Source organism: Salipiger sp. D13, assembly GCF_003703915.1.
Lineage (GTDB): Bacteria > Pseudomonadota > Alphaproteobacteria > Rhodobacterales > Rhodobacteraceae > Salipiger > Salipiger profundus.
In genome coordinates this window covers 16,913-36,327 of sequence record NZ_ML112608.1, presented here as the reverse complement: position 1 = coordinate 36,327, position 19,415 = coordinate 16,913, and the positions used below count along the sequence as shown (strand labels likewise).

Sequence of the window (19,415 nt, the reverse complement as noted above, 5' to 3'; positions counted from 1 at the left end):
TCGTCGCCCGACTGGCCGGCCACGTAGTCATGCCCCGTCCCCGCGTCGACCTCGTCGTTGCCGCCCTCGCCGAAGATCCGGTCGTCGCCATCGTCGCCCGAGATCGTGTCGTCCCCGAGGCCGCCGAGAAGGGAGTCGTCGCCGTCCTCGCCGGACAGGTCGTCGTTGCCCTCGTTGCCGTAGAGCGTGTCGTTCTCGGTGCCGCCGAGCAGCGTGTCGGAGCCGTCGCGACCGAGGATGGAGTCGGCGCCCGCGTTGCCGGCGAGCAGGTCGTCACCGGTGCCGCCGTCGATGTAGTCGCTGCCGTTGCCGCCGTAGGCGGTGTCGTTGTCGCCGCCGCCGGCGATGTAGTCGTCGCCGGACTGCCCGGCGAGGAAGTCGTTGCCGATCCCGCCGCCCATGGTGTCGGCATCGTCGCCACCGTAGAGGCTGTCGTTGCCCGCGTCGCCGAACAGCGTGTCGGAGCCGAGCCCGCCCTCGATCAGGTCGTCGCCGGCCTGGCCGTCGAGATCGTTGGCCGCGGCGCTGCCGGTGATCTCGTCGCCCTGTTGCGTGCCGATGACGTTCTCGACGTTCAGCAGATCCGACAGCCCGCCGTAGACGAGATCCTCGTGGGTGCCGGCGGCAAGGTCGACGTCCATGCCGCTGCCGGTCTCGTCGCTGAGGTCGAAGGTGTCGATGCCGTCGCCGCCGTCGATGTCGCCGGCGAAATAGTCGCTGACGGCGACGAAGGTGTCGTTGCCGGCGCCTCCGTCGGCAAACCCGCTGCCGTGCGTGTTCTGCACTTCGATCAGGTCGTCGCCAGCCCCGCCCAGCAGCGTCTCGCCGCTCTCGGGCCCGCCCGACAGCGTGTCGTTGCCGGCACCGCCATCGAGGCTATCGACCCCGATCCCGCCCACGAGCGAGTCGTTGCCCTCGCCGCCCAGGAGCGTGTCGTCGCCGCCGGCGCCCTCGAGCGTGTCGTCGCCGTCCTCGCCCATGAGGACGTCCGTCCCATTGCCGCCGAACACGCTGTCGTTGCCGTCCCCCGCCAGCACGCTGTCGGCGCCGGCACCGGTCAGGATCGTGTTCGCGGCGTCGTTGCCTGTGATCGTGTCGTTGCCGCCGCCGGTGGTCACGTTCTCGATGATCGTGCCCGAGGCGATGGCCATGTTGTTGCGGCCGCCGTTGATGCTCGAGAAGCTCTCGGGGGTGAGGTCGATGAGCTGGCTCGAGGGCGAGGCCGCGAGGTTCAGCAGGTCGGTGCCGTCGCTGTCGTAGATGGTGAAGGTCAGCCCCAGCCCGCTGTGATCCGCCGAGGTGCCGCCGTCGAAGACCACGTCGAAGATCGTGCCGAGGTAGTTGGTGAAGCTGCTGCCCTCGCCCCAGGTGGTGTCGCCCGCGGTCTCGCCCGAGGCGCCGGGCGCGCCGTAGAGCTCCTGGATCGCCAGGATGTCGGCCATCATCGCCCCGCCGAGGAAGTTGTCGGGGTAGCGTCCGTCGCCGATGACGTAGGTGTTCTCGTAGGCCGAGAAGTAGGACATGATCGACATCAGCCAGCTGTCGTTGAGGAAGTCCTCGTCGACGCCGTAGCGGGCGCTGCCGTTGTAGTTGCTCTGGTGGCCGAGCCCCAGCGCGTGGCCGATCTCGTGCACGTAGGTGTTGAAGGAATAGCTGTCGAGCGTGGTGCCGTAGGTGGCGAGCCAGTCGGTCGAGATGTTGACGAAGGCATCGGTCGTGGTGGTGCCGGTGGCGTTGTAGCTGGCATAGGCGCCGGAGTAGATGTCGTCGAAGGTGATGTCGGCGGTGCCGGCCACCTCGACGAACTCGACGTCGGCGACCATCTCCCAGGCCTCGAAGGCCCAGCGGGCGAGCTGCTGGCCGTCGGCGGTCAGCGCGGTGATGTTGACGGTGATCTGGTTGCTCGAGGTGGTGTCGAAGCTGTGCCGCGTGCGGCCGGTGTCCTCCCAGTAGCCGTCGGTCAGGTAGTCGGCCAGCTCCTGCGGCGTCGCCTCGAACGCGTCGGGCAGGTAGGTCGTGGCGCTCAGCGTGTAGCCGCCGGTGGTGCCGGCCCCGTCGGAGACGGCGATGTAATAGGTGCCGGTCGTGGCCACCGCGAAGCCGAGCGCGGCGTCGTCGTAGGTCTCGTTGGTGTAGAAGTTCTGGCCGACGATCCCGCCCTCGGAATCGTAGATCGTGAGGGTGCTGCCGTCGAGGCTGGTGTCGCCGAGCAGTTCGAACATCACCGCCTGACCGGCGGTGCCGCTGAAGCTGTACCAGTCCTCGTCGCCGGCCACCGAGATCTCGCCGGCGAGGATGTCGCCCGGCGCAATGGCCACGGTGGTGGTGTCGTCGCCGGGGATGTCGGTGGTCTCGACCGGGATCTCCTCGACGGTCAGCTCGTAGGTGCCGGCGTAGGCGTTGTTGTAGCCGTTCGCGCCGATCAGCACGTTGCCGGTCGTGGGGGCGGTGAACACGAGATAGGAATCGTAGTAGTCGCCGCTCCAGTTGTTGGACTCGATGAAGGTGCCGGCGGAATCGTAGAGGATGAGCGAGGGCGGCAGCAGCGTGCCGCTCGAGGAGCCCTGACCGCCCATGTAGATCAGGTAGGTGTGCCCGGCTTCCACCGTCAGGCTGATGATATCCCGGTCGCCCACGGCCTCGATGTTCCCGGCGAAGATGTCTCCGGCCGCCATCGTGTAGGGGGTGCCGGTGCTGAATGGCGCGTCGGTGGTCTCGGGGATGATCGTGGTCAGCTCGACCTGGTAGGTGCCGGCGGAGGCGTCGCCCGAGGCGGCGGCCTCGATGTAGTAGGTGCCGCTGTAGGTCGCGGTGAAATCGAGCAGGGATTCCGTCAGCTGCGCGGCGATCAGGTCGTCGTTCGTCGCGATCAGCGTGCCGCTGGAATCGTAGATGTTGACCAGCGGATCGCCGAGCGAGCCGATGCCGGAGAAGGCGCCGCGCATGGTGACGCGGTAGTCGTCGCCGGCGGTGAGGGTCACCGCGATCCAGTCGCGGTCGCCCACCACCTCGAGGTCGCCGACGTAGGTGTCGCCCACCGCCATGGTCGCGGTGGTGCTGTCGTCGGCGGCAACGTCGGTGGTCTCGATCACCACGGCCCGCTCGGAGATCCCGTCTTCGGGGGCGGCGATGGCCTCGGGGTCTGTGGGCAATGCGTGTGCGAAAGACTTGTTATCAAGCATCTTCTTTCCCTTGCGTAAATCAATGGACGGCAGACCCCCGTGCAATCCGGGTGGCTGTCAATGCAATGCCCCGGACCGCGCCTTGCCTTTCAGTGGGGCACGGAGCGGGGCGGTGAAATATGGCGACGGGAGACCGTGGCCTCCCGTTTTCTCGAAATCATCAAGAAAAGGTTAACAGCAGACCGCCGTTCACCAAAGAAAATTCACCATGGGGCCGCGCTGCCCGACGACGGGCGCGCCTCAGCGCGTGGCGTAGTGGTCGCGATACCAGTCCACGAAGCGCGTCACGCCCTCGGGCACGGCGGTCTTCGGGCGATAGCCGGTGAGCCGGTGCAGCAGGCTCGCGTCGGCCCAGGTGGCCGGCACGTCGCCGGGCTGCATCGGCATCAGGTTGCGCTGCGCCTCGCGCCCGGTGGCGGCCTCGATCGCGGCGATGAAGTCGGTGAGCTGCACGGCGTCGGAATTGCCGATGTTGACCACCCGGTGCGGCGCCACCGGCGACAGGCTGTCGCCCTCGGGCACCACGCCGTCGGCGGGCCGCTCGGGCACCGCGTCGATCAGCAGGCGGATCGCCTCGACGAGATCGTCGACATAGGTGAAGTCGCGCTTCATGTCGCCGTGGTTGTAGACGTCGATCGGCCGCCCCTCGAGGATCGCGCGGGTGAACTTGAACAGCGCCATGTCCGGCCGGCCCCAAGGCCCGTAGACGGTGAAGAAGCGGAACATGGTGACCGGCAGGTCGAAGAGATGCGCGTAGCTGTGCGCCATGCTCTCGGTCGACTTCTTGCTCGCGGCATAGAACGACATCTGGTGGTCGGCGCGGTCGGTCTCGCGGTAGGGCATCTCGGTGTTGGCGCCGTAGGCCGAGGAGGTCGAGGCCAGCAGCATGTGCCGCGGCGGATACGCGCGGGCGGCCTCGAGCAGCTCGAAGGTGCCGATGATGTTGGTCTCGAGATACGACCGCGGGTTGTCGATCGAATAGCGCACCCCGGCCTGGGCGGCGAGATGCACCACCGCGTCGGGCCGGTGCGTCTCGAACAGATCGCGCAACAGCCCCGGTGTCTCGATCCGGCCGATCACCTCGGTGAAATTCGGATCCGGCGTCAGCATGGCGTGGCGGTCGGTCTTCAGCGACACGTCGTAGTAGTCAGTGAGCGCATCGAGGCCGATTACCCGGTCGCCCCGGTCGAGCAGCGCCCGCGCCAGGTGGTAGCCGATGAAGCCGGCGGATCCCGTGATCAGGACGGTTCTGCTCATGGTGGTCTCCTGTTGTCCTTCCCGGACCTCCGCGCGATCCGCGCCCGAGAGGATCGATATAACCGCTGGAGACGGAAGTTTGAACGCGTTCCGGTGACCGGCGGCGAAGAGCATACGGAACAATGTCCGCGACCTGCACGGCATTGCCCCCGCTCCGGAAACGGCGGGCCGGCGCTGCTGCCCATGGAACGGGCGCCTTGGCCCGTGAAATATGGCCGAAAGGTGGCGAAACACCCATGTTCGCCATGGAATGGCCATAGTGGGTGACATTTCCGCAGGGATGCCGCGCGATCGCCGCCCGCGCCCGGTGAAAGCTCTTTGGAGGGCTCCGGGCGTCGGATACAACATCGGGTATCGTTCGTGGTCGTTCCGGTTGGTCCCTTGGAAGATTGTGTCACATCGCCGCTGCAGCAGGACAGCGCCGCCGCCGTGCAGGCTCCGCCGGGCGCTGACGTTCTGGTGGTCGATCTCGACGGCACGCTGCTGCGCTCGGACCTGCTGTGGGAAAGCTTCTGGGAGGTGCTCGGCCATGACTGGCGCAGCCCCGCCGGGGTGGCGCTGGCGCTGCGCGACGGCCGCGCTGCGCTGAAGCGCCACCTGACCGAGCGCACCTCGCTCGAGGTCGAGACGCTGCCCTACGACCGGGCGGTGCTCGACCGGATCGCGCGCTGGCGCGCCGCCGGTGGGCGCACCGCGCTGGTCACCGCCTCCGACGAGCGGCTGGCGCGGCAGGTCGGCGCGCATCTCGGCTGTTTCGACGAGATCCACGGCTCGGACGGCCAGACCAACCTCAAGGGCCCCGAGAAGGCGCGCTTCCTGCGGGAGCGTTTCGGCGCGGGCTTTACCTACATCGGCGACTCGCGCGCCGACCTCGCGGTCTGGCAGGAGGCCGGGGCGGCGATCACCGCCAACGCCTCCGCCGGGGTGCGGGCCGAGCTGGCGCAGCGCGGCATCGCCGCCGAGCACCTCGCGGGCGCCGCCGCCGGCCCGCGCGACTACCTGCGGGCGCTGCGACCGCACCAGTGGCTGAAGAACCTGCTCGTCTTCCTGCCGCTGCTCGCCGGACACCAGTTCGCCATGGCGACGCTGCTGCAGGCGCTGCTGGCCTTCCTCGCCTTCTCGGCCATCGCCTCGAGCGTCTACGTGCTCAACGACCTGCTCGACCTGCAGGCCGACCGCCACCACCCGCGCAAGCGCGAACGCCCCTTCGCCGCGGGGCGCATCCCCATCGCCCACGGCGCGGCGATGACCGCGGGGCTGCTGGCCGCCGGCACCCTGCTGTCGGTCCTGCTGGGGCCGGTCTTCTTCGGGGTGATGGTGCTCTACTACGTCATGACGACGCTCTACTCGCTGGCGCTGAAGCGGCGGATCGTGCTCGACATCTGCGTGCTGGCGGGGCTCTACACCATCCGCATCGTGGCCGGGGGCGCGGCGACCGGGGTGCCGCTGTCGGTCTGGCTGCTGGCTTTCTCGATCTTCCTGTTCTTCTCGCTCGCCGCGATCAAGCGCCAGGCCGAACTGGTCGACATGGCGCAGCGCCGGACGCTGAAGAGCCGCGGCCGCGGCTATGTCGCCACCGACCTGCCGTTCATCGCGCAGGCGGCGGTGGCGGCGGGCTACGTCTCGGTGCTGGTCATGGCGCTTTATGTCAGCAGCCCCGACGTGGCCGAGCTCTACCCCCGCCCGGACCTGCTCTGGGGCATCTGCCTGGTGCTGCTCTACTGGATCACCCGGGTGGCGCTGCTCACCCATCGCGGCGAGATGCACGACGACCCGGTGGTCTTCGCCGCCACCGACCGGACAAGCCAGCTCTGCCTGCTGGCGGTCCTGCTGCTGGTGATCGGGGGCACGCTGTGAGGCTCATGCTGCTCTACGCCGGCTTCGCCGCGCTCGCGACGCTGCTGAACCTCGGGGTGCAGCGCGGCGTGCTGGCGCTCGACGGCGGCTTCGTCGCGGCAGTGGCCGCCGGCACGCTGGCCGGGCTCGTGCTGAAATACCTGCTCGACAAGCGCTGGATCTTCGCCGACCGCGAGACCGGCGCCGCCGCCCATGGCCGCAAGTTCACGCTCTACACGCTGATGGGCGTGGTCACGACCGCGATCTTCTGGGGCACCGAGACCGCCTTCTGGCTCGCCACCGGCTCGCATGCCATGCGCGAGCTCGGCGCGGTGCTGGGGCTGGGCGTCGGCTACGTGGTGAAATACCTGCTCGACCGGCGCTTCGTCTTCGCCCCGCGCGGGGCCCCGGCATGAAGCTTTCGGGCTGGGGCCGCTTTCCCGTGCAGGAGACCACGCGGCTCTGTCCGCGCGACGAGGCCGCGATTGCCCCGGCGCTGGCCGCAGGGCCGCTCATCGCGCGCGGCAACGGCCGGGCCTACGGCGACAGCGCGGTGGGCGCGCGGACGCTCGACATGCGGGCCTTCGACCGGATGATCTCCTTCGAGAACGGCCTGCTGGTGGCCGAGGCCGGGGTGCTGCTGGCCGACGTGATCGCCACCTTCCTGCCGCGCGGCTGGTTTCCCGTCGTCACCCCCGGCACCAAGTTCGTCACGCTGGGCGGCATGATCGCCGCCGACGTGCACGGCAAGAACCACCACGCCGAGGGCAGCCTGCGCGACCATCTCGCGTGGATCGAGCTGATCGGCCCCGATGGCGCGCTGCAGCGCTGCTCGCCGACCGAGAACGCCGAGCTGTTCCACTGGACCGTGGGCGGCATGGGGCTCACTGGGGTGATCCTGCGCGCGGGCCTGCGCCTGCGCCCGGTCGAGACCGCCTGGATCCGCCAGACCACGCATCCGGCGCCGGATCTTGCCCACGCCATGGCGCTCTTCGAGCAGAACGCCGGCGCCACCTACTCGGTGGCCTGGATCGACTGTCTTGCCACCGGGCCGGCGCTCGGGCGCTCGCTGGTGATGCTGGGCGAGCACGCGGGGCTTGCCGAGCTCGACGCGCGCCGCCGCGCCGCGCCCTTTGAGACCCCCGCGAAACGCCGCAGGTCGGTGCCCTTCGACGCGCCGGGCCGGGCGCTCAACCGCTACAGCGTGCGCGCCTTCAACGGGCTCTACTACCGCGCCGGGCAGCGCCGGGCGGGCACGTCGCTGGTCGACTGGGACAGCTACTTCTACCCGCTCGACGCGGTGCTGCACTGGAACCGGATCTACGGCCGCAAGGGGCTGGTGCAGTTCCAGTGCGTGCTGCCGCTGGCGCGCTCCGAGGCCGGCATCCGCCGCCTGCTCAAGGAGATCTCGGCCGCCGGTCACGGCTCGTTCCTCGCGGTGCTGAAACGCTTCGGCGCGCAGGACAGCCCGGTCTCCTTCCCGATGGAGGGCTACACGCTGGCGCTCGACTTCCCCGTGTCGGACGCGGTGCTGCGGCTGCTCGACCGGCTAGACCCCATCGTCGCCGCCCATGGCGGGCGGTTCTACCTCGCCAAGGACGCCCGGCTGCGGGCCGACACGCTGCGCGCCACCGACCCCCGGACCGAGGGCTTCGCCGCGATGCGCCGCGCGCAGGGTCTCGCCCCGGCCTTCGCCTCCTTCCAGTCCGAAAGGCTGTCTTTATGACCAAGGCTCCCGTCCTGATCCTCGGCGCACGCTCCGACATCGGCCGTGCCATCGCCCACCGTTTCGCAGCGGAAGGCCACCCGGTGCAGCTGGCCGCCCGCGCCTCCGACACGCTCGAGCGCGACCGTGCCGACATGGCGCTGCGCCACGGGGTCGCGGTGACGCTGCACGACTACGACGCGCTCGACGCGGCGGGCTTCGCCGAAGCGCTCGATCCGCAGCCCGGGATCGTGGTCTGCGCGGTGGGGCTCATGGGCACGCAGGAGGACAGCCAGCGCGATCCGGAGGCCGCCGCCCGGGTGCTGCGCAGCAACTTCGAGGGCCCGGCGCTGACGCTCGCCGCCTTCGCCGAAGCCTTCGAGGCGCGCGGCCACGGCACGCTCGTCGGCATCAGCTCGGTCGCGGGCGAGCGCGGGCGGGCCTCGAACTACGTCTACGGCGCCGCCAAGGCCGGCTTCACCGCCTTCCTGTCGGGGCTGCGCAACCGGCTCGACCGCAAGGGCGTGCGGGTGATCACCGTGCTGCCCGGCTTCGTCGCCACCCGCATGACCGAGGGCATGGACCTGCCGCCCCGGCTCACCGCCACCCCCGAGGAGGTCGCCGAGGCGCTCTGGCGCGCGGTCACCGGCCGGCGCGACGTGGTCTACGTAAAGCCGGTCTGGCGGCTCGTCATGGCGATCATCCGCGCCCTGCCCGAGCCGCTGTTCAAGAAGACCTCGCTCTGAGCCGCGCCGCCGGTGCGCTGCGCCGGTAGGGCCGCATCCCGTGGGTGTTTCCCCGTCTGCCCCCACCAATCCCCGGGCCCATCGTCTAGCCGGGCATAAAACCGTTGCCTAACGGCGCGGTTTTCATTTTGATGCGCATTTGTGCCCCGGCACGACATTTCCGAACAAAAGGCCCATTTTTCATGCATTCACATGACCTGACCTCCGAGTCCGCCCTGTCCACGCAGATCGACACCGCGCATGGTGGCGCCCCCGCGGCGCAGGCCGTCGCCAGCGACGAGATCCTGCTGAGCGAAGGCTTTCTCGGCGAATTCGCCGAGGACGCCCACACCGCGCAGCTTGCCGACGGGCGCATCGTGGTGATCTACGACCATACCAACCTCGACCTGCTCATCCGCATCTACGATCCCGCCAGCGGCACGCTCACCACGGTCGCCGAGCAGACGAGCGGCTTCACCTGGGGCACCCTCCGCACGAGCGACGTGATCGCGCTTGCCGACGGCGGCTTCCTGGTGGCCTGGAACGACAATGACGAGGCGCTCAACGCGCAGGTCTACAACGCCGACGGCAGCCCGCGCGGCGACCTGCTGACGCTGTTCGAGGGCGAGGTCGACAGCTTCGGGCTCACCGCCACCGCGGACGGCTTCTACCTGTCGTGGATCGACGATACCGGTACCGCCGACGACGAGCTCTTCGGCCAGCTCTTCGACGCCGCCGGCACCGCTGTGGGCGAGACGATCGAGATCAATCCCGACCTCAACGAGGACGAGCCCGCGGGCTCGGTGCTGCTGAGCGACGGCAACATCGGCCAGGCCTTCGTCTCCGAGGACCGGCTGACCTACGAGCGCACGCTCTGGGTGCAGGTGATCGACGGGACCACCGGCGCCGTGGTCGGCGCGCCGGTGCAGGTGGGCGATGCCATGCCCAACATCCAGGGTCCGAACTTCAGCATCGCGGTGCGGGCCTGGAACGACGGGTTCGCCTCGGTCCACCTGGCCGGCGGCAGCGCCTGGCTGACCAGCTATGCCGCCGACGGTACCCCCGGCGACATGATCGAGATGCCGCTCTTCGACATCTCCAGCAACCATCTCCAGCTCTTCGACTTCGCCTTCACCGGCGACGGGCAGGTTGTGCTCGCCTATGTCAGCACGACCTCGGGACAGCCGGTCTTTACCGGCACCGAGATCACCGTCTCGATCTTCGATCCCGAGACCGGCCAGGTCGTGACCAGCCGCGAGATCGTCAACCAGAACATCGAGGACGACCAGATGAGCGTCAGCCTGACCGAGCTCGACGACGGCACGGTCTTCCTCAGCTTCACCGACGACACCAACGTGCCATTCGCCTACCAGAGCGCGATCCGCGGCGTGGTGATCGCCGGCGGCGCGCCCGAGGCCCCGACCCAGGGCGACGACGACATGATCGGCTGGTACATCGACAACGCCGTCAACCTGCTCGGCGGCAACGACCGCTACGACGCGGGCGCCGGTGACGACAGCGTGCTCGGGGCGGGGGGCGCCGACACGATCCTCGGCGGCACGGGCGATGACAGCCTCTCGGGCAACGGCGGCAACGACTGGCTGTTCGGCGGCGAGGGCACCGACACGCTGAACGGCAACGGCGGCAACGACACGCTCGCGGGCACCGCCTCGGGTGACGTGCTGCACGGCGGCATCGGCTCCGACACCTACCTGCTGCTGATCGAGGACTACGGCGTCTACACCGTCGATCTTGCCGCCGGCACCGCCACCGACGAGACCGCCGGCACCTCCGATCTCCTCACCGGATTCGACAACGTCCTGGTGGCGCCGGACACCACGTTCACGCTCTACGACACCCAGGTCGAGATCTTCGGCGACGACGCCGACAACCGTCTCACCGGCCATTTCGGCAGGGATACCATCCACGGCGGGGCGGGGAACGACACGATCCTCGGCGGGCTCGGGGTCGATGTGCTCTGGGGCGATGCGGGCGACGACTGGATCGAGCCGGGCGGCGCGATGAACACCGTGCACGGCGGCGCCGGCGACGACATCATCATCGGCGGCGCGGTGGTCGCCGGGGCGAACTACGGCAGCGACGTGATGTACGGCGATTCCGGTGACGACACGCTGATGGGCGGGCTGAACAACGACACGCTCGAGGGCGGCAGCGGCAGCGACATGGTCTTCGGCGGCGACGGCACCGACACCGCCGTGCTCGACGTGGCGGCGGTGGCCGGCGACATCGCCATCGCCGGCGACGTGGTGGTGGTGCGCACCGCCACCGGCATCGAGTATCTCGCCGGGATCGAGAGCTTTGTCTTCATCGACGGCACCTACACGCTCGACAGCCTGCCGCGGATCGCGCCGCTGCCCACCATCATGGGCACCGCCGGCTTCGACAACCTGACCGGCACCGACGACCATGACGTGATCGACGGCATGGCGGCGAACGACTTCCTCGACGGCGGGCTCGGCGACGACATGGTTTTTGGCGGGCAGGGCAACGACTCGCTGCTGGGCCGCGCGGGCAACGACACCATCGACGGCGGCGACAACCACGACAACATCGCGCTGCACGAGGGCGACGACGTGGGCTACGGCGGGCTCGGCAACGACAGTCTCGGCGGCGGCNGTGGGCTACGGCGGGCTCGGCAACGACAGTCTCGGCGGCGGCGACGGCGACGACATCCTGTTCGGCGGCGCGGGCAACGACGTGATCGGCGGCGGCACCGGCAACGACCTGATCGACGCCGGCGACGACCAGGACGCCGCCTCGGGCGGCTACGGCTCGGACACGGTGCTGGGCGGCGCCGGCGACGACACGCTGGCCGGCAGCTACGGCAGCGATACGGTGATGGGCGGTGACGGCGACGACGCCATGGGCGGCGGCGCGGCGCACGACCTGCTGCGCGGCGGCGCGGGCAACGATGCCATCGGCGCCGGCGACGGCAACGACACCGCCCATGGCGACGACGGCGACGACTTCATCGGTGGCGGCGCGGGCGACGACCTGCTCGTGGGCGGCGATGGCGCCGACACCCTCAACGGCGGCGAGGGGCGCGACACGCTCGTGGGCGGCGCGGGGGCCGACGTCTTCGTCTTCAACCTTGCCGACCCCACCGGCCCGGGCAACGAGCTGGTGCGCGACTTCGAGCTCGGGGAAGACATGATCCGGCTGATCGGTCATGCGGGCGGCTTCGACGCGCTCGAGATCACCGGGATGGATGTCCCGACCCTCGACTTCAGCGGTGTGCTGGTTTCGACCGGGGAGCTGAGCTTCCTGATCGACGGCGTCGAGGTCGCGGACCTGTCGGCGGCGGACTTCACCTTCCTCTGACCTCCGAGAGGCCCCCCGAGACCTCCGGCGCCCGCGACAGGATCTGTCGCGGGCGCCGGAAAGGTAAGTAAATAATTACTATGAAAAGAAGGGGTGCGGACTTAATATATCCCATGCGAGTGCTCCTGCGGATCGCCCGGACCCGCAAGAAAAACGATTGTTATCACTTGATTGCACCAGGGAGGAGACCCCGAAGACCTGCCCTTGCATGACCGTTTCCGGGTCGGGACAATTTTCGGTTCCGACGCGACCCCGAGGCGGCCCGGCAGCAGGATCGACGCTTTCTTACCAGATCCGGCATTTTCAGGATCTCTTTTTCCGACGCAATTCCATACCAACAGGAGAATTATCATGCCCCTTACCCCCGAAACATGGCGCGGTGAAACGCTGGTCAACAGCACCAGCGCCGGCACCGACACCGACTCCCAGATCATCCAGCTCACCAACGGCAACATCCTCGTCGTCTGGACCGCCTACAACGGCACCAACTACGATGTCTGGGGCCGCATCTACGACCCCTTCGGCGCAGAGGTCTCGGGTGAGCTCTACCTCGCGAACACCTCCAACGACGAGGACTTCCCGGCGATCGACGCGCTGCCCGACGGCGGCTTCGTGCTCGTCCATGAAGACGACACCGGAAGCTTCGACGACATCCGCCTGCGCCAGTTCGATGCGAACGGGGTGCAGGAGACCAGCTCCTATGCCTTCTTCGATGGGTCGAGTGGAGGTGCCAATCCCAACGGCTTCATTCCCGAGGTGGCGTCGTCGAGCAGCACCTCGACGCTCGTGCTCTGGCAGGAGACCGACGCGTCGGGCGAGAGCGTCCTGAGGGGCCGGATCTGGAACTCCGACACCGAGACCTTTGACGCCGCCGCCTTCGATGTCATCACCTCCGAAGAGAACATCTTCTATCTCGACGTCGACGTGCTGAGCAATGGCAACTACGTGATCGCGGCCTCGGTCTTTGATGCCGGGCTCGGCGAGACGCACATCGAGATGCGCATCCTTGCTCCCGACGGCTCCAACGTGCTGGGCGCAAGTTACGTGGGCGGCACCAATTCCGACGGCGACGGCGATATCGACCCGACGGTCACCGCGCTGGCCGGCGGCGGCTACGTCATCGCCTGGCGCAACCAGGATGGCTTCGATGACGACATCATCTTCCAGGTCTTCGATTCCACCGGCAGCAGCACGACCGGGGTCCTCTCCGCAACGTTCGGTACGAACAACGCCAACGAACCCGAGCTGGTGGCGCTCGCCGACGGCGGCTTCCTGATCATCTACGACGAGGATACGCTCAACCAGCTGATCGTTCAGCGCTACGACAGCAGCGGCTCCCAGGTCGGCTCGAATTTCGTGATCAGCAACGCCGCCAACGCCAACCAGCCGAGCGCCACCCTGCTCGCCGACGGCCGCGTCGCGATCAGCTACACGCTGGGCGGCCAGATCTACACCCAGATCATCGACACCCGCGACAACGCCACCGAGGGCGACATGCCGCTCAACGGCGATGAGAACGACTACTGGGTCGGCACCGTGGGCGACGACACCTTCACCGTCTCCAACGGTCGCGGCGACGTGCACGGCTGGGACGGCAACGACGACATCACCGAGAGCGGCGCCATCCGCAACTACTTCGGTGGCGAAGGCGACGACACGCTGCGCGTGTCCTCTCCGATCAACTCCGACCTGCATGACGGCGGCAACGGCATCGACCTGATCGACTGGTCCGGCAGCGGCGTAAGCAACGGGACCTTCGACCTCGAGGCCGGCACCGCCACCAACGGCTTCAGCACCGAGAGCATGGTCGACTTCGAGCAGCTGCGCGGCACCACCAACGCCGACACGATCCTCGGCCTGTCCAGCGCCTCCGACACGCTCTCGGGCGACGGCGGTGACGACATCATCGACGGGCGCGGCGGCAATGACCTGCTCGAGGGCGATGCCGGCAACGACATCCTCGACGGCGGGGCGGGCAACGACTCCCTCAATGGCGGCGCCGACGATGACACGCTGATCGGCGGCTCGGGCACCGACACGCTCAACGGCGGCTCCGGCACCGACACCGCGGATTACAGCGGCAACGGCATCGGCGGGGTGATCGACCTCTTCGGCGGCACCGCCACCTTCGGCGCGATCACCGAGGATCTGATCTCGATCGAGAACGCCATCGGCGGCGCGGGCAACGACGAGCTGATCGGCAACGGTGTGAACAACCTGCTGCAGGGCGGCGCCGGCAACGACACGCTGCGCGCCGACAGCGATGCCGGCGATACGCTCCTGGGCGAGGCGGGCGACGACTTCATCGAAGCCATCGGCGTGTCCGGCAGCGGTCTCGCCGACGGCGGCAGCGGCAACGACACCATCGCCATGATCGACGGCTACTACGCCGGCGATGCGGACGGCGGTGCGGACACCGACACCTTCGACGCCAGCGCCATCACCGGCAGCGGCATGTATCTCGACCTTGCCGCCGGCACCCACGAATACGTGGTCTTCAGTGGCCTGTCAGACCTGCTGAACTTCGAGAACGTCATCGGCACGCAGCTCGCCGACACGATCACCGGCGACGGCGGCGACAACATCCTCGAGGGCGAAGCGGGCGCGGACTCGATCGCGGCCGGGCTCGGCAACGATACCGTCTACGGCGACTCGGGCTCCGACACGCTCTTCGGCGATGACGGCAACGACAGCCTCTACGGCGGCGACGATGCCGACACCATCGGCGGCGGGATCGGCAACGACTTCCTCGCCGGGCAGTCGGGCAACGACTACATCGCCGGCGGCGGCAACAACGACACCGCCTACGGTGGTGGCGGCGACGACTACATCGACGGCGGCACCGGCGACGACCTGCTCGCGGGCAACGCGGGCGCCGACTCGATCCTCGGCCGCGACGGCAGTGACACGCTGCTCGGCGGCGACGGCAACGATACGCTGCTCGGCCTTTCAGGCGATGACGAGATCTTCGGCGAGGACGGCGACGACTCGATGCTCGGCGGCGACGGCAACGACAGCCTTGGCGGCGAGTTCGGCAACGACACGCTCGATGGCGGCTCCGGCGCGGACACGCTGAACGGCTACGACGGTGCCGACAGCATCCTCGGCGGTTCCGGCAACGACGAGGTCATCGGCGGCACCGGGCACGACTACATGGCCGGCCAGTCGGGCGACGACAGCCTCTATGCCGGCGGCGGGTCGGATTCGGTCTACGGCGGCTCGGGCAACGACACGCTCGACGGCTCGGCCGGCTACGACACAGTGGCGGGCGGCACCGGCAACGACCTGATGTACGGCGGCGCCAACGACGACTACCTGCTCGGCGAGGACGGCAACGACACCGGCTACGGCGACGATGGCGACGACTACCTCAACGGTGGCGACGGCGCCGACCGGCTCTACGGCGGCAACGGCAACGACGAGGTCATCGGCGGCACCGGGCACGACTACATGGCCGGCCAGTCGGGCAACGACAGCCTCTATGCCGGCGGTGGGTCGGACAGCGTCTACGGCGGCTCAGGCGACGACACGCTCGACGGCTCGGCCGGCTACGACACCGTGGCGGGCGGCACCGGCAACGACCTGATGTACGGTGGCGACCACGACGACTACCTGCTCGGCGAGGACGGCAACGACACCGGCTACGGCGATGCCGGCGACGACTACCTGAGCGGCGCCGACGGGGCCGACAGCCTGTCGGGCGGCGACGGCCAGGACAGCGTCTACGGCGGCGCCGGGTCGGACACGCTCTACGGCGGGTCGGGCGACGACGTGCTGGACGGCGGCCAGACCGGCGACTGGCTCTACGGGCAGTCGGGCAACGACACGCTCGACGGCGGCCGCGGCTGGGACCGTCTCTACGGCGGCGGCGGGGCGGACGTGTTCCTGTTCTCCGAGATCAACGCGGGCGAGAACGACACGATCGCGGATTTCGCCGACGGCACCGACCTGATCGAGATCGCCGGCGGCTACGCCTTCGGCGACCTGACGATCACCACGGTCGGCAGCACCGCCGAGATCGACGTGGACGGCCACACCATCACCGTCTTCGGCGCCTCCGCCGGCGACTTCTCCTCGGCTGACTTCATCTTCAGCTGACACGGCCGAACGCCGGCGCAACACAACGAGCAGGGGCCCGCCACCACGGCGGGCCCTTCGCATGTCGGAGGGCGGCGCGGAGGCAGCGAGCGGTTCCGTCAGGAGGGCCGTGTACCCTGCGCCCGTCTCTGACATCGTCCGCCGGCGCCGGCAAAGGTTGCCGCCGTGGCTGGTCAGGGATTGGGCATTGTGGGATTCGCGCCACGTGACCGGGACGGAATCCACGGTTTCGGGGGGAAGCGTTTGAACTCTTCGCGCGAGCCCGTGAGTATGCCGGCAACGTTGGCGGGAACAGGGTGCGCCGGCAGGCGGGGGCGGGTCATGTCTCCTCCGGCGGAACAGGCACCGAGCGGTGGAGTTCAGGAATGTCAGTGCCGAGAGGTCGATCGCGGAGGGCTGCGCCTTGTCTGGCGGCAGCCCTGTTGCTGGGCGTCGGCACGCAGCCCGCGACCCCGCAGGAGGCGGTCTGGACGCGGCCCACGCTCAACTTCATGGGGGTGCCGGGTCTTCTCGACATGCCCACCGCCCACCAGATGCCCGACGCGGACCTGAGCCTGACGCTGGGTGGGTTCCAGAACACCCGCCGCGGCACGCTGCATTTCCAGATCACGCCACGGCTTTCGGGCGTGTTCCGCTATGTCGAACTGCGCGACTTCTCGGTGCAGGATCCCTACTACGACCGCAGCTTCGACCTGCGTTACCAGCTTGCCGAGGAGGGGTATTACACTCCGGCGGTCACGGTGGGCCTGCAGGACTTCGGCGGCACCGGCATCTACTCGGGCGAATACGTCGTCGCCACCAAGACCTTCGGCCGGCTGCGCGCAACCGGCGGCATCGGCTGGGGGCGGTTCGGCAGCTACAACGGCTTCACCAACCCGCTGGGCATCCTGGCCGACGGGTTCAAGACCCGCCCCGAGGGCGAGACCGGTATCGAGCAGACCGGCCGGGTCGACACCGACCAGTGGTTTCGTGGCGATGCGGCATTCTTCGGCGGTCTGCAATACGCGGTCAACGACAGGTTTGTGCTGTCGGCGGAATACTCCTCGGACGCCTATGAGGAGGAAGCCGCGCGGATGGGCTTCGAACACAACGCGCCGGTCAACCTCGGGCTCAGCTACCGCGTGCGTGACAACTTCGACGTGAGCGCGGCCTATCTCTACGGCTCGACGGTGGCGGTGAACCTCAGCTACACCTTCAATCCCAAGACCCCCAACAGCTATCCGGGCGGGCTCGACCGGGCGCCCCGGCCGGTCGCGGTGCGCGCACCGGGCAGCGCCGCCGACCTCGGCTGGACTCGGCAGGCCGACGCCGAGACGATCCTGCGGGGCGACATGGAGAGCTTCCTCGCCACCGACGGGATGACGCTCGAGCGGTTCGGCGCAGACGCCCGCACCGCCCGGGTGGCGGTCCGCACCGGCACCCAGACCTACCCGGCGCAGGCCGTGGGCCGCATCGCGCGGATCATGACGCAGATCATGCCGGCCTCGGTCGAACGGTTCGAGATCACCCTGGTCACCGGGACCGGCCTGCCGGTCACCACGGTGACGGTGAACCGCTCCGATCTCGAGGACCTCGAGCACGCGCCCGACGGCGCCTGGAAGAGCTTCGCGCGGGCGCGGATCGAGGACGCGGCGGCCACGCCCGTTGCGGGCGTCGTGCCCGAGACGGCCTTTCCGAAGGTCGACTGGTCCTTCGGCCCCTACCTGACGGCGGCCTATTTCGACCCCGAGAGCCCGGTGCGCCTGTCCTTCGGCGTGCAGCTGAACGCCAGCTACGAGCCGCTGCCGGGGCTGGTCTTCGAAGGCAACCTGCGCCAGCAGTTGTCGGAGAACATCAGCGGCCTGCCGTCCTCCAACTCGACGCTGCCGCACGTGCGCACGGACGGGGCGCTCTATGCCGAGGCCGCGGACCTGACGGTCAACACCCTGACGGCCACCAAATACTTCCGCCCCGGTGAGAACCTGTTCGGCCGGATCTCCGCGGGTTACTTCGAGCCGATGTACGGCGGCGTCTCCGGCGAACTGCTGTGGAAGCCCGTGGACAGCCGGCTCGGGCTGGGGCTCGAGGTGAACTACGCGCAGCAGCGCGAGTATGCCCAGGGCTTCGGCTTCCGGGATTACGACATCGTCACCGGGCACGCCTCGGCCTATCTCGAGGGTAGCAACGACTTCCTCTATCAGGTCGATGCCGGACGCTACCTGGCCGGCGACTGGGGCGCGACCTTCGGCGTCGACCGCGAATTCGACAACGGCATCAGCATCGGCGCCTTCGCGACCTTCACCGACGTTTCCTTCGACGACTTCGGCGAGGGCTCTTTCGACAAGGGCATCCGGTTCAACATCCCGCTGTCGGCGATCACCGGCCAGCGGTCGGACATCTCGGTCTCGCGGACGATCCGCCCGGTCCAGCGCGACGGTGGCGCGCGGCTCGAGATCGGTAGCCGGCTCTACGAGCAGGTGCGCGACTACCAGCAGCCCGAGCTTCAGGGCGAGTGGGGACGGTTCTGGCGATGAAGGCACTTTCCACCATTCTCCTGGCGGCCGGTGCGCTCCTGCTGGCCGGCTGCGGGCCCCGCAACGAGTTCGCGCAGGCATGGCAGGCGATCCAGGCCGCGCGCAGCCAGAACGCCGCGCAGCAGGCGCAGCCCACGGACCTGCGCGCCGGGCTCACGCCGGCGATGCTGGCCGAGGTCGGGCGACCGACGGTCCTCGTGACGCTTCCGGAGCGCGACAACGTCCAGGCGCTGTTCTTCGAGGAGGCGCGCAACGCCGACACCGTCACCTGGCTGTCGGTGGCCAACGAGTTCGTGCTGCTGCAGCGCGGTGTCCTGTCGGGCACCCGCGGGCTGGGGGGCGACCTGATGAGCGCCGATCTCGCGGAGGTCCACGCCGCGCTGGCCGGGCGTCGGGCCCAAGCTGTGCGGATTCACCGCCGGCTCGACGGCGAGAACCATACGGTCGCCGAAAGCTACGTCTGCGATTACCTCCGGCGACCGGGGACCGAGGCCGTCACCGCCTACTTGGCACAGGTGCAGGCCCGCAGGGTCGACGAAACCTGCACTGGCGTCGACCGGGTGTTCGAGAATCGCTACTGGCTGTCGGGCTCGGGACGGATCATTCGGTCGGTGCAATGGGCGGGCGAATCCATCGGGTATCTGAACTACGAGAGGTTGCGTGATTAAAAAAGGATCGCTTTGCGCCGTCGGCGCGGAACTTTCCTGTCGCCACGTCATTTCGCCTTTGCAGAAAAAGATTCGACCTGATACGAATG

At 68.7% G+C, this 19,415-nt stretch carries 10 protein-coding genes and 1 pseudogene; 9 read left to right on the top strand and 2 right to left on the bottom strand.

Translation table 11 applies throughout. From position 1 onward, the window contains the following. The coding region (locus tag D6860_RS17030) for a M10 family metallopeptidase C-terminal domain-containing protein (protein ID WP_128549276.1) at window positions 1–3,182 on the bottom strand (3,182 nt) is incomplete at its 3' end. 240 nt (window positions 3,183–3,422) lie between these two features. Then, window positions 3,423–4,439 (bottom strand): NAD-dependent epimerase/dehydratase family protein, encoded by a 1,017-nt coding sequence (locus D6860_RS17025; RefSeq protein WP_076625877.1) that lies wholly within the window; start codon window positions 4,437–4,439, stop codon window positions 3,423–3,425. Between the two features lie 381 nt (window positions 4,440–4,820). Here D6860_RS17025 and D6860_RS17020 point away from each other — a divergent pair, with 381 nt between their 5' ends. From D6860_RS17020 to D6860_RS16980, 9 genes and pseudogenes are all read left to right on the top strand, one after another. Continuing rightward, a complete protein-coding gene (locus tag D6860_RS17020; protein ID WP_229743382.1) occupies window positions 4,821–6,296 on the top strand; it encodes a UbiA family prenyltransferase in 1,476 nt (491 codons plus the stop codon). A gap of 5 nt (window positions 6,297–6,301) precedes the next feature. After that, window positions 6,302–6,691 carry a GtrA family protein gene (locus D6860_RS17015; RefSeq protein WP_017470133.1) on the top strand — a complete coding sequence of 130 codons (390 nt, stop codon included), beginning with the start codon at window positions 6,302–6,304 and terminating at the stop codon, window positions 6,689–6,691. Next, window positions 6,688–8,001 (top strand): FAD-binding oxidoreductase, encoded by a 1,314-nt coding sequence (locus D6860_RS17010; protein WP_076625879.1) that lies wholly within the window; start codon window positions 6,688–6,690, stop codon window positions 7,999–8,001. The genes D6860_RS17015 and D6860_RS17010 overlap by 4 nt, the downstream gene beginning before the upstream one ends. Then, entirely contained in the window at window positions 7,998–8,726 is a 729-nt protein-coding gene (locus D6860_RS17005; RefSeq protein WP_076625880.1) for an SDR family oxidoreductase, read from the top strand. Before D6860_RS17010 ends, D6860_RS17005 begins: the two co-directional genes overlap by 4 nt. 131 nt (window positions 8,727–8,857) lie before the next feature. Then, window positions 8,858–11,341, top strand: a pseudogene (locus tag D6860_RS26045) (calcium-binding protein); the annotation flags it as partial. Between the two features lies 1 nt (window position 11,342). After that, on the top strand, window positions 11,343–12,047 hold a 705-nt coding region (locus tag D6860_RS16995), incomplete at its 5' end, for a calcium-binding protein (protein WP_206512213.1). A 351-nt stretch (window positions 12,048–12,398) separates the two neighbouring features. After that, window positions 12,399–16,145 carry a calcium-binding protein gene (locus D6860_RS16990; RefSeq protein ID WP_128549273.1) on the top strand — a complete coding sequence of 1,249 codons (3,747 nt, stop codon included), beginning with the start codon at window positions 12,399–12,401 and terminating at the stop codon, window positions 16,143–16,145. A 422-nt stretch (window positions 16,146–16,567) separates the two neighbouring features. After that, window positions 16,568–18,658 carry a YjbH domain-containing protein gene (locus D6860_RS16985; protein WP_229743362.1) on the top strand — a complete coding sequence of 697 codons (2,091 nt, stop codon included), beginning with the start codon at window positions 16,568–16,570 and terminating at the stop codon, window positions 18,656–18,658. Then, window positions 18,655–19,326, top strand: a complete 672-nt coding sequence (locus D6860_RS16980; RefSeq protein WP_083697990.1) for a YjbF family lipoprotein — start codon at window positions 18,655–18,657, stop codon at window positions 19,324–19,326. Before D6860_RS16985 ends, D6860_RS16980 begins: the two co-directional genes overlap by 4 nt. Window positions 19,327–19,415 lie beyond the last annotated feature (89 nt).